This is a genomic window from Solwaraspora sp. WMMD792, from assembly GCF_029626105.1.
In the GTDB taxonomy this organism is placed as follows: Bacteria; Actinomycetota; Actinomycetes; order Mycobacteriales; family Micromonosporaceae; genus Micromonospora_E.
The window spans coordinates 6,468,739-6,482,975 of record NZ_JARUBH010000009.1; the positions used below are offsets into that span (position 1 = coordinate 6,468,739).

General features: G+C 71.3%; 10 protein-coding genes. 3 read left to right on the top strand and 7 right to left on the bottom strand.

Translation table 11 applies throughout. The features are described 5' to 3' along the window. Positions 1 to 73: 73 nt before the first annotated feature. Complete coding sequence (locus O7629_RS30100) at positions 74 to 3,349, bottom strand: methyltransferase domain-containing protein (protein WP_278173534.1); 3,276 nt, start codon at positions 3,347 to 3,349, stop codon at positions 74 to 76. Between the two features lie 64 nt (positions 3,350 to 3,413). Here O7629_RS30100 and O7629_RS30105 point away from each other — a divergent pair, with 64 nt between their 5' ends. Then, positions 3,414 to 3,539, top strand: a complete 126-nt coding sequence (locus O7629_RS30105; RefSeq protein ID WP_278173535.1) for a hypothetical protein — start codon at positions 3,414 to 3,416, stop codon at positions 3,537 to 3,539. Between the two features lie 21 nt (positions 3,540 to 3,560). On the opposite strand, the gene O7629_RS30110 is transcribed toward O7629_RS30105, so the two are convergent. The 3 genes from O7629_RS30110 to O7629_RS30120 form a co-directional block, all read right to left on the bottom strand. Next, a complete protein-coding gene (locus O7629_RS30110) occupies positions 3,561 to 4,496 on the bottom strand; it encodes a glycosyltransferase family 2 protein (RefSeq protein WP_278173537.1) in 936 nt (311 codons plus the stop codon). A gap of 119 nt (positions 4,497 to 4,615) precedes the next feature. Then, positions 4,616 to 6,775, bottom strand: a complete 2,160-nt coding sequence (locus tag O7629_RS30115) for a carbohydrate-binding module family 20 domain-containing protein (RefSeq protein WP_278173538.1) — start codon at positions 6,773 to 6,775, stop codon at positions 4,616 to 4,618. A 258-nt stretch (positions 6,776 to 7,033) separates the two neighbouring features. Then, positions 7,034 to 7,927, bottom strand: a complete 894-nt coding sequence (locus O7629_RS30120; RefSeq protein WP_278173539.1) for a LysR family transcriptional regulator — start codon at positions 7,925 to 7,927, stop codon at positions 7,034 to 7,036. 115 nt (positions 7,928 to 8,042) lie between these two features. Here O7629_RS30120 and O7629_RS30125 point away from each other — a divergent pair, with 115 nt between their 5' ends. Continuing rightward, complete coding sequence (locus tag O7629_RS30125) at positions 8,043 to 9,116, top strand: bile acid:sodium symporter family protein (RefSeq protein ID WP_278173540.1); 1,074 nt, start codon at positions 8,043 to 8,045, stop codon at positions 9,114 to 9,116. On the opposite strand, the gene O7629_RS30130 is transcribed toward O7629_RS30125, so the two are convergent. From O7629_RS30130 to O7629_RS30140, 3 genes are all read right to left on the bottom strand, one after another. After that, complete coding sequence (locus tag O7629_RS30130; RefSeq protein WP_278173541.1) at positions 9,010 to 9,882, bottom strand: hypothetical protein; 873 nt, start codon at positions 9,880 to 9,882, stop codon at positions 9,010 to 9,012. The genes O7629_RS30125 and O7629_RS30130 overlap by 107 nt on opposite strands. 229 nt (positions 9,883 to 10,111) lie before the next feature. After that, a complete protein-coding gene (locus O7629_RS30135) occupies positions 10,112 to 10,663 on the bottom strand; it encodes a hypothetical protein (RefSeq protein WP_278173543.1) in 552 nt (183 codons plus the stop codon). A 96-nt stretch (positions 10,664 to 10,759) separates the two neighbouring features. After that, complete coding sequence (locus O7629_RS30140; RefSeq protein WP_278173545.1) at positions 10,760 to 12,094, bottom strand: LCP family protein; 1,335 nt, start codon at positions 12,092 to 12,094, stop codon at positions 10,760 to 10,762. A gap of 199 nt (positions 12,095 to 12,293) precedes the next feature. Between O7629_RS30140 and O7629_RS30145 the strand changes: the two genes are divergently transcribed. Continuing rightward, positions 12,294 to 14,195 (top strand): asparagine synthase-related protein, encoded by a 1,902-nt coding sequence (locus O7629_RS30145; protein ID WP_278173546.1) that lies wholly within the window; start codon positions 12,294 to 12,296, stop codon positions 14,193 to 14,195. Positions 14,196 to 14,237: the final 42 nt, after the last annotated feature.

Consider the following 14,237-nt stretch of genomic DNA (forward strand, 5'->3'; position numbering starts at 1 on the left):
GCAGGCCGCGGACCGGTGCGGGATCGGGCAGCGGCCACGGGGTTGCGACCGGGCGGTCGTCACGCGTACCGGCTCAGTCGCGGTGTGGGGTCTCGAACAGTTCGGTGACCATCTTGGCGTAGTCGCGGGCCATGTCGCCGAACTGGTAGCTGCGGGCGGCGGCCCGGGCCGCCAGCTCCACGTGTCTGCCGCGCAGATTGGTCGAGGCCAGCAGGGCGTCGGTCAGCCCGTCGCGGGCCGCCGGATCGAAGCCGATGGTGTACGCCGGATCGAGCAGCGCGGTCAACGCGCCCACCCGTGGCGCCACCACCGGGCGGCCGAACGAGACCGCCAGATGGAAGCTGCCCGAGTTGAGCACCGTGCGGTACGGCAGCACCACCGTGTCCGCGGCCTTGAAATAGAACTGGACCTCCTCGTCCGGGACCGGATCGAACATCGCGGTGATCCGAGGGTCACGGTCGCAACGTTCGGCCAGCCCGTCGCGCGGGTCGAGCCGTTTCGGCGCCCCCGCGACGATCAGCCGCAGCCGGGGATCCTGCTCACCGGCCGCGTTGAACGCGTCGAGCAGTTCGCTGACCCCCTTGTACGGTCGGATCCCACCGAAGAACAGCAGGACGTGATCGTCTGCGGCGTACCCGAACCGGCGACGGGCCGCGAGCCGGCTCACCGAGTCGGGATACACCCCGAGGTAGCTGCTGTGCCGGACGATCCGGACCTTCTCCGGCGGCAGCGGATAGTGTGGCGCGGTCGCCGCCACCGTCTCCGGGCAGAGCAGGTGCACGACATCGGCCTCGGCGGCGAGGTACCGGGCCAGCTCCTTCTCCACCTCCGGGAACTTCCACTCGTGCGGGAAGACGTTGTGAATGGTCCAGATCAGCCGGCCGCCCCGACGCCGCAGGTCGGCGATCCGGTTCTGGAACTCGGCCAGCCGCGCCGCCGCCTGCTGGGCGTCGGTGGCCGGGTGCACGATCGGGTCGGTCCAGTGCACGTGCAGCACGTAGTTGTCCAGCCGACCGGCGGCCAGGTGCGGGGCAGCGGAGACCCGGACGGCGTCGGCGACCGGGAACCACCGCACCCCGACGTCGCGTAACCCCGACATCAGCAGCTGCTGGTACGGATTGTCCAGGTAGTAGGGGTACGTGCCGACGAACCGGCTGTTCGCCCGGCGCGGCTGCGGGTCGAGCCCGTCGATCACCGCGTGCAGGTCCACCGCCCGGCGGGCGAACGAGTGCCGCTCGCGTACCACCGCGGACAGCTGGCCGGCCAGCGCGACGGTGCCGGCGGGGTCGCCGGTCAGCCGGGCGATCAGGTCGCCGAGGCTGGCCGCGTCGCTGTACGTGGGCAGCTGCGCCAGCCCGAGTTCGGCGAGCCCGATCCGGCAGTTCGTCAGGGGCAGCGCGCCCGCCGCCAGGCTCTCCAGCAGCCGGGAGTTGACGTTGCCGTACGGCCGGGTGGTGTGGTTGAGGTCGTCGAGCACCAGCAGCGCCCGCCGGTACAGGCCCGGCAGGTTGAAATAGCTGGTCGGGCCGCCGGCGTACCGGGAGAAGTACGAGTTCAGCCCGCGCTGCTCGCCGAAGACGACGAACGGGAAGGTGATGTCCACCCCACGCAGGCACTGGTACAGGTGCCGCTCCCGGCCCCACGAGTTGACCGTCGTCACCGCGCCACCGCGGACCTGGTCGGCACCGGGCAGGGTGAACAGCTCGGTGTCCACCCCGAGCGGCAGCAACCCGACCGGCCCGTCGTAGTGCTCGCGTAGCCGGCTGACCGAAGCGGACGAGGAGGCGACCACCGTGTCGAACAGGGCGAGGTGCGGATGCTCTCGCCAGCGGTCGGTTTCGTTGCGGACCCAGGCGACGATCCGGCAGCGGTCCGGCACGGTCAGCGGGTCGAACGTCGGGATCATGGCGACCGCCACGTCGGTCTCCGGCGGCAGCTCCGCCCAGCGCTCCGCCGGCAGGTACGCGACCTCGTAGCCGTGTCGCTGCAGGTGGCGGCCGATCCCGACGGCGACGTAGAGGTCGCCGCGGCCGGCGTCCAGGTCGACGGTGGAGACGCAGAACAGCACCTTCACCGCGTCCGAGCGGTGGAACCGGTCCTGCCCGCAGGCCCGCCGGTAGGCGTCGCACAGCACCGGATCAGCGGTCAGCCCGTGAAACTGGGCCGGCACGTTGGTGGCCGGCGCCCTGCGGCCCTCCGAGCTGTCGGCACCGGCACCGGTGCCGGTCGTGGCGCGTCGGTTGGTCGACCGGCTCCGTCGGCGTTTGACGGCCCGCAGGCCCTCGTTCGGCCGGAACACGTACCGGACCATCTTTCCGGCCCGGTACGTGTTGCTGTTGGTCATCTTGTTGATCCGGGTCTGCAGCCTGGTCGCCGTCTCCTGCAGTTCCTTGACCTTCTGCTGCGAGTCCTTCAGCTTCGCCTGGAACTGCGTCCGTTCCTGCTCGGCCCGGCGCAGCGTCTCACGGGCCTGCAGCGCGTCGAGTCGTTCCTGGCCGACCAGGTCCTGGGCGAGGCGGAACTGCTCGTCCAGCTGCCGGTGCCGGTGCTGCAGGTCGTCGAGTTGCGCGGCCAGCCGCTCGTTCTCGGCCAGCGCGTCGAGGTGGGCCGAATGCTCGGCGGCGAGCCGCTGCTCGGCCAGGCTGATCCGGACCGCTTCGGTGGACGGCCGGCACTCCATGACGTACTGGTAGGTCTCGGCCTCCGCACCTAGCTGGGCTACCACCCGGCGCAGCTCGGCGCTGATCTCGAAGGCGCGGGCCCGGTGCGGAGTCTGCTCGGCGGACCGGATCGTCCGGTGTGTCGCGCTGACCAGGAACCCGTTCGACTCCAGCAGCGTCTGCATGCTGGTCCGGGTGAAGAAGCGCAGGTGGGTCGAGTCCAGCAGGCCCGTCCTGGTGTACTCGAAGTTGCCGGTCATCAACTCGATGATGATCGACTCGTGCGCCATGTTCGGGAAGCTGACGACCAGCAGACCGTCCGGAGCGAGGATCTTGTCGTCACGCAGAGCGCGCAGGACGGAACCCGGCTCGATCAGGTGCTCCAGTACGTCGGCGAGGATCACCACGTCGTACTCGCGGCCGGCCAGCACGCCGGGCCAGTCCGGTTCCCGCAGGTCGACGACCATCGTCTCCTGTACGCCGCCGGCCCGGGCCTCGGCGAGCGCCTCGGTGTCGACGTCGGCGCAGGTGACGGTGCGCCCCGCGACGGTGGCGAGCATGCCGGAGACGACGCCCGGCCCCGAACCGAGGTCGAGTACCCGGGGGCCACCGCTCGCCGCCAGCCGGTAGACGGCGGCGGCGGTGTTGTTGGTGTCCTCCGGCTCGAAACTGTAGGAGTATCTGCTCAAGTCCGTCTCCGCGGGTGCGCCGTGGGCCTCGTCGGCCGGGCGGTGCGTAGTCGGGGCGCAGGGGGTGGCTGAACAGCAACTTTACTGGATCAACGGGGTGAGCGGCGGCGAAGCGACAGCAACCGCGTCAAATCTGGTTGGCGATCCGTCGGGCTCCGCGCGGCTGGCGATCGGGCTCGTCTCCGGCTGACGATCCGCTCGTCGTCTCCGGCTAGCCGCAGACGAGCGCGTCGATGTCGTCGCGGCGGCCGAGGCGACCGTCCCGGCCGTCGGCGAGAGCCAGTTCGACGAGCTTTTCGTAGCCGACGCGCAACTGCGGGGCATGGGTGGCGACCTGCTGGAGCCAACAGGTGGCGAACGCCTCCAGCTCCGACTCGATCTCGCTCAGCGGGGCGGTGAAGAACCGCTTGCTGAAGTGCAACCGGTTCCGGCACATGTAGTAGACGTAGTACGGCGGCGGGTATCTGCCGGCCGACCGTTTGTAGTGCCAGACCCGGGAGTAGGGAGCGAGGACGGTACGCCAGCCGGCCTGCTGGGCGCGCAGGCAGTAGTCGGTCTCCTCGTAGTACAGGAAGTAGTCCTCGGACAGCAGACCGATCTGGCGTAGCGTCTCCCGCCGGATCAGGAAACACGCGCCGGTGACGTAGTCGACGTCGCGTACCGTCCCGTCCGGCACGGACGGATCGAACACCCCGGCGTCGGCGTGGTACGTGGACCCGTGGCCCTTGATTACGCCGCCGTTGAACAGAATGCGGGCCGGGTGTCCGCCGTCGAGGATGCGGCTGCCGACGATCCCGGCGTCCGGGTGCTCCTCGGCGGTCTGCAGCAGACGGGTCAACGTCTCCGCGCTGACGACCGCATCCGGGTTGAGCAGCCAGACGAACTCGGCGGACGACGCCAGTGCGGCCCGGATCCCGATGTTGCAGCCAGCGGCGAAGCCGACGTTGTCGCCGGCCGAGACGACCTCCACGGCCGGATCCAGCAGGTCGGTGAGATCGGGTCCGGGGTGCTCCCGTTCGGTGTTGTCGACGACGATCACCCGCTGGTCGGCGGTGTCACTGGCCTGCAACGAGGTGAGGCAACGGACAGTGTCGTCGTAGTGCCGGTAGTTGACTACGACGGTTGCTACCCGCGGCCCGATCCGCACAGGTGACCTCCCGAACGGCAGGCGTCCGTAGCCGGTCCGTCCACCTGGGCCGAGGCTATCAGCTCGGCCACCGGGTGTACGGCGGACCGCGCGGAGCCGGTCCGCCGTACACCGTCGGGTCACCGCCAGGTGTCGGTGAGGGTCGTCGCGTCGCCGGCCGGGGTGGCACTGCGGTTGCCGCCCGACTCCCAGTCGACGGTGCCGTCCGGTGCCCGCTTCAGGTACTTGTACTCGAAGGACTCACCGGCCGGCAGCGTGACGCTGCCCGACCAGACCGGGTAGTCGTCCGGAGCGAGGGCGACCGCCCTGGTCGGGTCCCACGAGCCCAGCGCCGGGACCGAGCCGACGACCAGGACGTCCTGCCCGTACCAGGTGGTCGCGGTGACGTCGAAGGTGACCGTGACGGTGCCCGGCTGCTCGCCGCCGGAGTCGGGCTGGCCCCAGGTGGCGGTGAGCGGGGTGCCGCCGACGCCGGTGCGGTTCGCGCCAGCTTCCCACTCGACGATGCCGTTCGGCGCCACCTTGACCAGTTTCCACTCGAACGCCGTACCGTCCGGGACGTCGACGGAGCCGGTCCAGGTCGGGTAGCTGGCCGCGTCGGTGCCCAGCGGCGCCGCGCCGGCCGGGTCCCAGGAGCCGAGTTCGGGCAGTGAGCCGACCACCCGTACCTGCTGACCGGGCGTGGTCTGCACGGTGGCGGTGACCGGGGTGCCGTCGCCCGGGGGCGGGTCGACCGGGCCGCAGCCGGCCGGGTCGGTGCAGTCGAGCCGCGCCGCGACGTGCAGTGCCACTGCCCGGTTCGCCGGGATGTCGGCATGGAAGCCGCCGTCGGTGACGGCGATCGTGCCGCCGGTGCAGGTGCCACTGTCCGCCCGGTAGGTGCCCCGGGCCACGTTGCAGTACCAGCCGTCCGGCAGGCCGGTGGTGAAGCTGCGGCTCCAGGTGCTGCCGGTCGCGTTGAACGCGGCGTACCCGCGGTCGGCGCGGGCGAAGCCGAACCGGCCGTTGCCGTCGGTGACGACGCCGCCGATGCCGGTGCCGGCGGTGGCGTTGCGGAAGCTGACCATGCCGGCGACCTGCTCGTCGCGGTGCTCGCAGATCCACTCGGCGCTGGCGCAGTCGGTCGGCAGCGTGGTGCCGTCGCCGGTGCTGGGCGGGCCCTGGGCGACCACCGGGCCGAAGGCGTAGCTGGACATCAACTGCGGGGTCCCGTACGGGTGGGCCAGCATGAACGCGTCGGCCAGGTAGTAGCGGTCGCCGTCCTGGTAGGTGAGCGTCGGGGTGGCCCGCTGGGTGTCGTGGTTGTCGATGAAGACGACAGCCTGGTCGCCGGTCAGCCCGCCGTAGTCCGGCAGGCTGGCCAGCTGGGCGATGTTGCCGTCGCGGAAGGCCGCGGAGACCGCCCGCTGGTAGTCGAAGTTGGTGACCTTGCCATACGGTGCGTACGCGGTGTACGGGATGGTGCCGTCGCCGTACACCTCGTGGAACAGGTCGGGCCGGCCGCCGAAGCCGGGCACGTCGTCGAGCCGGGAGATGATGTCCGCCAGGTGGGCTTCCTGGACGTGTTTGGCGGCGTCCACCCGGAACCCGGCGACGCCGAGGGCGATCACCGAGTTCATGTACTTGGCGATCTTGCGGCGTACCTCCGGGTCGGCGGTGTTGAGGTCGGCCAGGTCGAGCAGTTCGCAGTCCTGCACCTCGGTCTTGCTGCCCCAGTTGCTGATGGTGCGGTAGCAGGGGCCGAAGTCGGCGTAGCCGTAGCTGTCGCCGGAGCCGTCGCCGAACAGGTCGGGATAGCCGTACTTGCTGTAGACGGTGCCGGCGCTGCCCGGCCCGCTGCCGACCGATCCGGTGCCGCTCATGTGGTTGAGCACCATGTCGACGTAGATCTTGACGCCCTGGTCGCGGCAGCGTTCGACCATGTCGACGAAGTCGGCTCGGTCGCCGCGCCGGGTCTGGTCGATCCGGTACGAGACCGGCTGGTAATCCTGCCACCACGGATAGCTGGCACCTTCGGCGCTGGGCAGCACCACATGCTCCTGCGGCGGGGATACCTGGACCCCACCCCAGCCGTCCGGGCCGAGTGTTGTCTCGCACTCCTCGGCGATGGAGTCCCACCGCCACTGGAACAGGTGCACGATGGTGTCGCCGTTGCTGACGGCGGCGGCGGGGGTGGTGGCGGTGGCGGGCGCGGCCAGGCTGACAGCCAGCGGGATGCCGAGGACGGCCGCCACGGCGGCGGCCATCGGTCTGGACACGGTCGATCCGGGTACGGACATCAGCGTTCTCCAATGCTGGTGACGGCTCGCCTGCGGGGGGACAGGCACGGGATCTGAAAGGATCTGCAAGGATCGCAAACACTTTCAGGCGTGTGGTGAGGGTAACAATCGGACGGCCTGTTGTGAACAGCTTGTTTCGGCCGCACGCTCGGAGACGCCGACGATGGACTCGCCCGATGCATGCTGTTTTGCCGCCGCAATCTGCAAGAAAAGACGGCAACTTGCAGCAAGAACTGTCGATCTGCGATCCGGGTCGGGTCAGTCGGCGGTCGGCAGGACCCGTCCCCGGCCACCGGCGGTCGGTCGACCGGCGGCCCCGACCGCCTCACTGACCGCCGCCGCCACCGCCGGATCGGCGTCCGGACGGGACAGCAGGATGAACTCCACCTCGCCCAGCGGCGGCAGATCGGCCGGGGTCACCGGGGTCAGGCCGGCCGGCACCAGCCGGGCCGAGTGCGGCAGCAGGCCGAGACCGGCGCGGGCGGCGGCCACCAGCCCGCCGAGGCTGCCGCTGGTGCAGGCGATCCGCCACGGCTGACCGGCCGACGAGAGCGCGGCGAGCGCCTGCGCCCGGGAGATGCTCGGCGGCGGGTAGACCACCAGCGGCACCGGTTCCCCGGCGGTGCGCCGTGGCGGCGTCGGCTGGTCCGCAGCGCCCAGCCAGACCAGCCGGTCCCGCCAGACCAGGGCGCCCCGGGACTGACCCGCCAGACGTTTGGCGAAAACCAGGTCGAGTGCCCGGGCGTCCAGCAACTGGTGCAGTGTGCCGCTCAGCGCCACGGTCAGCTCGACGTCGACCAGCGGGTTGCGGCGGCGGAAGGTCTGCAGCACGTCCGGCAGATAACTGGAGATCAGGTCCTCGGAGACGCCGAGCCGCAGCTTGCCGCGTACCACCGTGGTGCTGAAATGCCGGCGGGCCCGGTCGTGCGCGTCGAGAATGTCCCGGGCGAAGCTGATCATCGCTTCGCCGTCCACCGTCAGCTGCACGGTGTGCGTGTCGCGCAGCAGCAGCGGCCGCCCGGCCGCCTCCTCCAACCGCCGTACGTGCGCGCTGACCGTGGACTGCCGCAGACCGAGCCGCTCGGCGGCCCGGGTGAAGCTCAGCAACTGGCTCACCGCCAGGAAGCTGCGCAGCTGGACAGGCTCGTACACGATCCGGATGTTATCGCGTTACGCGATGACAGTCAGTGCGGTGATCAGCTTTCCCGCTGATCGGCCGGCCGCTCAGAATGGGTGGACCACCCCCCTGGCTACCTGGAGCACCCGGATGCGCTGGCCCCGCTGGCTGATCATCGACCCGTTCATCGCGATGCTGTTCGCCGTCGTGGCGCTCGCCGCGCTGCTCCCGGTCCGCGGTACCGCCGCCTCGGTCGCCGGTGTCGTCGCCAGCGTCGGCATCGCCCTGCTGTTCTTTCTGCACGGGGCCAGGATCGCCCCGGCGGCGGCGCTCGCCGGCGCCCGGCACTGGCGCCTGCACACCGTGGTGCTGAGCACCACCTTCGTGGTCTTTCCGCTGCTCGGCCTGGCCGTCGCGGTGATGAGCCCGCAACTGCTGCCAGCCGACCTCTACCAAGGGGTCCTCTTCCTCTGCGTGGTCCCCTCGACGGTGCAGTCGTCGATCGCGTTCACCTCGATCGCCCGGGGCAACGTGCCGGCCGCCGTGTTCAGCGCGTCGTTCTCCAACATCGTCGGGGTCGCGCTCACCCCGCTGCTCGCCGTGCTGCTCATGCAGAACACCGGTGACCTGCGGCTGACCGCCGGTTCGATCGGATCGATCGTCGGGCAGCTGCTGCTGCCGTTCGTCGCCGGTCAGTTGTCCCGGCGGTGGACCGCCGACTGGATCGGCCGGCACAAGAGCCTGACCTCGGTGGTCGACCGGGGCTCGATCCTGCTGGTGGTCTACACCGCGTTCAGCGCCGGTGTGGTCGCCGGGATCTGGCAGCAGATCGCCGTCAGCCAGCTGCTGGTTCTCGGGGCCACCGTCGGCGCCCTGCTGGCGGTGGTGATGGGGCTGCTGTTCGGCGTCACCCGGCTGCTCGGCTTCGACCACGCCGACCGGGCCGCGACGGTCTTCTGCGGCGCCAAGAAGAGCCTGGCCACCGGGTTGCCGATGGCGGCCGTGCTGTTCAGCCCGCAACTGCTCGGCCTGCTGGTCCTGCCGCTGATGATCTTCCATCAGATCCAGCTGATCGTCTGCGCGGCCCTGGCCCGGTGGTGGTCGAACCGGGCCCCGGTCACGCCGTCCGGGCCCCCGAGCGAACCCGCCGAGCCACGAGCGCCAGAGCGCCGAGCACCAGCAGGCCGAACACCAGTGACCCGCCCATCACCGTCGGCGCGGTGAGCATCCCGCTCAGAACCGACGCGGGTACGCCGACCACGCCCGGCTCCGGAAAGGTCAGCCGACCGGTCGCCTCGTGGGCGACGGTCCCGCTGCGCAGCCGTACGGTCACCGTCCACGGTCCGTCGGGCAGGTCCCCCGGCAGCTCGACCAGCACCGATCCGGTCTCCCCGGGCAGCAGGGTGGTCCCTCGTACCACCGGGAACGGCCCGGCCCGCGCCCCGGCCGGCCCCTCGGACAGCTCCACCTCGCCGGTCAGGTCGACGGCCCGGCCGCCGGTGTTGCGCACCCGGGCGCTGAGCGACGGCACACCGGCGTCATCGCGGGCCGGCAGCAGCCCTTCGATCTCGAAGTCGGAGCGCGGCTCGCCGCCCATCCCGACGTCGAGATAGACCCGGATGCCGACCCGGTGCACCTGGCGGACATCGCCCTGCACTCCCTGCCGGTCGCCCGGTTGACCACCGCCGGTGCCGCTGTCCGCACCGGTGCCGTCGTCGTCCGTGCCATCGTCTGCGCCGTCGTCCGTGCCGGTCGCCGCCCAGATCACTGCGTACCGCTCGCCCTCGGATGCCTTGGGCGGCACGGCGATGGCCACCTCGACCCGGGCCTGCTCGTACGGTGCCAGATCCAGTCGGGGCCGGTCCACGGTGATCCAGGAGGTCAGCTCGTTGCCGGTGCCCGTGGCGGCGAAGCGGAACCGGCCCTGCTCGATGCGGGCGGCGCCGGCATACACCTCGATCCGTCGGTGCAGCCCCGAGTTGTTGACCACCAGCACCTCACGCCGGATGCTGGTGCCCGGCGGTACGTGGTCGACGATGTACCGGTGCGCCCGTGGATCGGCACGACGCTGCGTGGGCGCCTCCAGCAGTTGGATGCCGATCCCGCCGTCGGCGGCGGGCGCCGGCTCCGGGGCCGGGGCGGCGCCGGCCCGGGCCGGGTGGCCCAGACCGGCGACGCAGCACAGCAGGACGGCGAGCGACAGCCACCGTCGACGGCGGTCAGGCGACCGAATGGGTCACCGTCCCGGTGTAGGTGCCGGCGACGTTCGCCAGCGGTACGTTGACCTCCAACGTCGGGTTCCAGGACGCCGAGTTGTTCCCGGTGCCGCCGGCGTGGGTGAACGCGGTGACCGGCGTGACGTCACTGAGCGGGACGGCCGCGCCGGCGTCGGCCTGCCCCGGCGTGAAGGTGCCGTTTCCTTCGGTCGCGGTCGCCGCGCCGGACCAGTAGTCGATGTTTCCGGGAGTGACGATCTCGCTCGCGTCACCGCCGTCGTCGGTGGTGAAGTCGGTGGCCTGCACCTCGGCGGTCCAGGACGCGTCGGCGGCGGCCCGGGTGTCGTCGACGGTCACCGCGCCGAGCTGGCCGGTGATCGTCGTGCCACTGCCGCCGTTGCCCAGGTCGGCGGTGCCCGGGACGGTCATGTCCAGGGTGCCGGCGTCCAGGTCGAAGGTCGTCGTGGTGTCCTGCTGGGCGGCGGCCGGGGCGGCCGCCAGGGCGATCGCCGTCACCGTCGCGGCGCCGACGGTCAGCAGTCTGCTGATACGCACAGGTTCTCTACCTTCCTTGATCGTTCCGGTTTTTCCGGTCTGGGGGAATCCGGTGCGCAGTCGCGCCGGGTCCGACTGATGGGAGGGGTGAGGTGGTCAGCGGACGACGACCGAGTCGAGCTGCTCGGTGCCGTACCGCTCGATGTACTGCTCCAAGGTGTCGTCGCGTACGGCGCTCCAGAACTCGACGCCGCGATCGGTGTCCAGCCATATCACCCACTGGTCGCCGACGTACCCGGTGTTCGCCACCGGAGCGGTGACGAACCGGACGTCGTTACGGATCTTGCGTAGGTCGAAGGTGAGCTGCCGGAGCTTGTCGTTGGTCAGGCCGTCGTCGACGGTGACGGTCGCGGTGATCGCGTCGAGCAGCGCGCCGAGCTGCCGTGGGCTGGTCAGAGTGTCCCGGTCGAGAGTCTCGTCGAGCAGCGCGCGCAGGTAGTTCTGGTGGCGGCGCATCCGGTCGAAGTCGCCCTCCGGTAGGCCGTAGCGCTGGCGTACGTACTTGACGGCCTGCTCGCCGTCGAGCCGCTGCGGTCCGGCGGGCCAGCTGGATTGCAGGCTCGGTCCGGGCGTCCCGGCCGGGATCTCCACGGTCACCCCACCGACCGCGTCGGTCAGGTCCTGCAGCCCGACGAGGTCGATCAGGGCGACGTGGTCGATGCGCAGCCCGGTCACGTTCTCGACGGTCTGCACGGCGAGGCTGGCGCCACCGAGCGCGTACGCAGAATTGATCTTGAGGTTGCCGTGCCCGGGAACCGGGACCCACGAGTCGCGGGGGATGGAGACGACGTACGCCCGCTCCCGGTCGGCGGTGATCCGGACCACCATCAGCGAGTCGGTCCGGCCGTACGGCCCGGTGGGGGAGTCCGCGCCGGTGGCGCTGGAGGCGAGGCTGTCGACGCCGGCGAGCAGCACGGTCAGCCCTTCCGGCGTCGGTGCCGGCCGCTGGTCGGCCGGGATGGCGGCGAACGGGTCGGGGATCCGCTTGATCTCGCCGAGGTAGTAGTGGCTGACGGCGGCCACCCCGGCCACCCCGGCGAGGGCGGCGACCACCAGGCCGGTGATGCCGAGCAGGGCGATGCGGCGCAGCCGGCGACGGCCGTGCCGGGCCGGTGGCCGCCGGTGCTGGCCACTGCCGGCGCTCGACCGGGTCAGCGTCACCGGGCTGGTCGCCGAGGCCCCCGGCTGCCGGTCGGACCACTGCGGCTGGTCCGCCGCCCAGCGCGGCTGGTCGGCGGCCGCCCACTGGTCGTATGTCTGGTCGGCCGTGGCCCATTGGTCGTGCTGCTGGTCGATGGTCCACTGGTGTGACTCGGCCCAGTCGTCGTCCGCCGTGGCGGGGCGGTGCTGGCCCTGGTCGTGCGCGGGCAGGTCGGCCCAGTTCTCCGGGGCCGGTGCCGGATTGCCCTGATGGTCAGGTCGCCCGGTCAAGGTGATCACCTCTGGCTCGATCGCTGAGAGATCCAGGCTAACCAGACATTACGTATCTATAACGCCAATCGGCGAAAATCTAGACGAGACTCGGGCTGACCGGCGTCGTCGGGTGAACCTGATCGACAACTCGACACCCGGCGGAGCCAACTGGGGTTAGCGTCACAATATGTCAGCAATAGTCGGTATTGTCGGTGATGTGGGTGGCCGCCAAGAGGGCGTCGACCAACTCGCCCTGGCCTGCACCCCGCACGACCTTCAGCAGACCGGTCGCTACCTGGACGACCGCGCGGCGATCGTCGCCCGCTGGTCCGACGGCGACCGGGCGGCGACCCGGTCGCCGTACTCCGCGACCCGGTCGCCGCACTACGCGGCCACGGCGGACGCGGTCGCGGTCAGCTGCACTGCCCAACCCGACCTGCTCGACCTGTACCGGCGGCACGGTACGGCGGCTGTCACCAGGCTGACCGGCGACTTCGCGATCGCGGTCTGGGACCGCGACCGGAACCAGCTGCTGCTGGCGGCCGACCGGACCGGAGAGCGGACGCTGTACTGGCGGCTCAGCGGTGGCCAGCTGACCTTCGCCTCGCAGCTGCGGGCGTTGCTGGCCGATCCCCGTACCAGCCAGGAGCTCGACCCGGTCGCACTGCACCACTACCTGACCTACCGGTACGTCCCCGCGCCGTGGACGATCTACGCCGGCATCCGCAAGCTTCCCCCGGGCACGTCGCTGACCTGGGCGGACGGGCGGGTCACCACCCGTCGCTACTGGACAATCGACGCCGCTGCCGGGCCGTCGGCACCGGGCGTCGACCAGGCCGCCGAGCAGCTCCGCGGGCGGCTGGTCGACGCCGTGCGCTCCCGGCTGCCGGCCACCGGGTCGCCGCACGTGCTGCTCTCCGGCGGGATCAGCGCCACGCTGGTCGCGGCCGCCGTGACCCGCAGCACCAGCGTCAGGACGCACACCTGCTCCGTCGGGTTCGGCGAACCCCGGCTCGACCAGCGGGCGGCGGCGCGAGCCGTCGCCCGGGCGCTCGGCACCGAGCACCAGGAGTATCTGGTGACCGGGCTCGACCCGGCCGTACCGCAGCAGATCGCCGGCCTGTTCGACGAACCGTTCGCCAGCCCGGCCGCGATCCCGGCCTACCTGGTCGCCCGGTACGCCGGGGTGCGGCGGGCGGAGGCGTTCTGCGGCCTCGGCGGTGCCCTGCTGTACGGCGGGTTCCCGCACCACCTGCTGCTCGGCTGGCTCAACGGCTGGCCGCAGCGGCCGGCCGGACTGCCGGGGTTGCAGCGGGCCGGGGCCGCGTTGGTGCGGCGGAGCATGGCCGGGACCCCGGTGCGCCGGTTCGGCCGGCTGCTGGAGGTCGCCGGCTGCCCACCGCCGACCCGGTACGCGCGGATCGTCGCCGAGTGCAGCGCCGAGCAGAAGAATGCCCTCTACCTGGCGCGGCTGCGCGACGAACTCGCCGACGTGGACAGCGGCCTGCTGGCCGAGGCGGCCTACCTCGCCTCGTCGGGGGACTCCCAGGCGGCCCGGATGACCGATGCGGACCTGCTCGGATACCTGCCCGGCGACGTACTCGCCCGGTGGTCGACGGTGTCGGCCGGCGCGGGACTACGGCTGCAGGCGCCGTTACTCGACCACCGACTGATCGAGTGGGCGGCCGGCCTGCCGGCATCGTGGAAGGTGCCGGGGCGGCGGCGGAACCTGGCGCGGCGGACGGCGGCCGGCTGGTTGCCGGGCCGGGTGGTCACGTCCGATCCGGTGGACGCCCGGCCGCCGCTGGCCAGCTGGCTGCGAGCCGAGCTGCGCGAACTCGCCCGGGACCTGCTCACCGACCGGACCTTCCAGGACCGTGGCCTGTTCCAGCCGGCTGCGGTCCGCCGGCTGCTCGACGAGCACCAGGCCGGGCTCGACCACGCCGGCGAGATCTACACGTTGCTTCAACTCGAACTCTGGCTGCGGCACCGGACGGGGTCGGTGAGAGACCCCGCACTTGCTGGTCAGCGCGACATGACCTTGGAAGAATCGGGGTACGGCAGAACCGGTGCCGGAGGTTGCCCGGCGGCGGCGTCGCCAACCGGAGACCTTCGGTAACCGTGCCGGAACGGATAGTGTGATCATCATCGACGCGCCGGT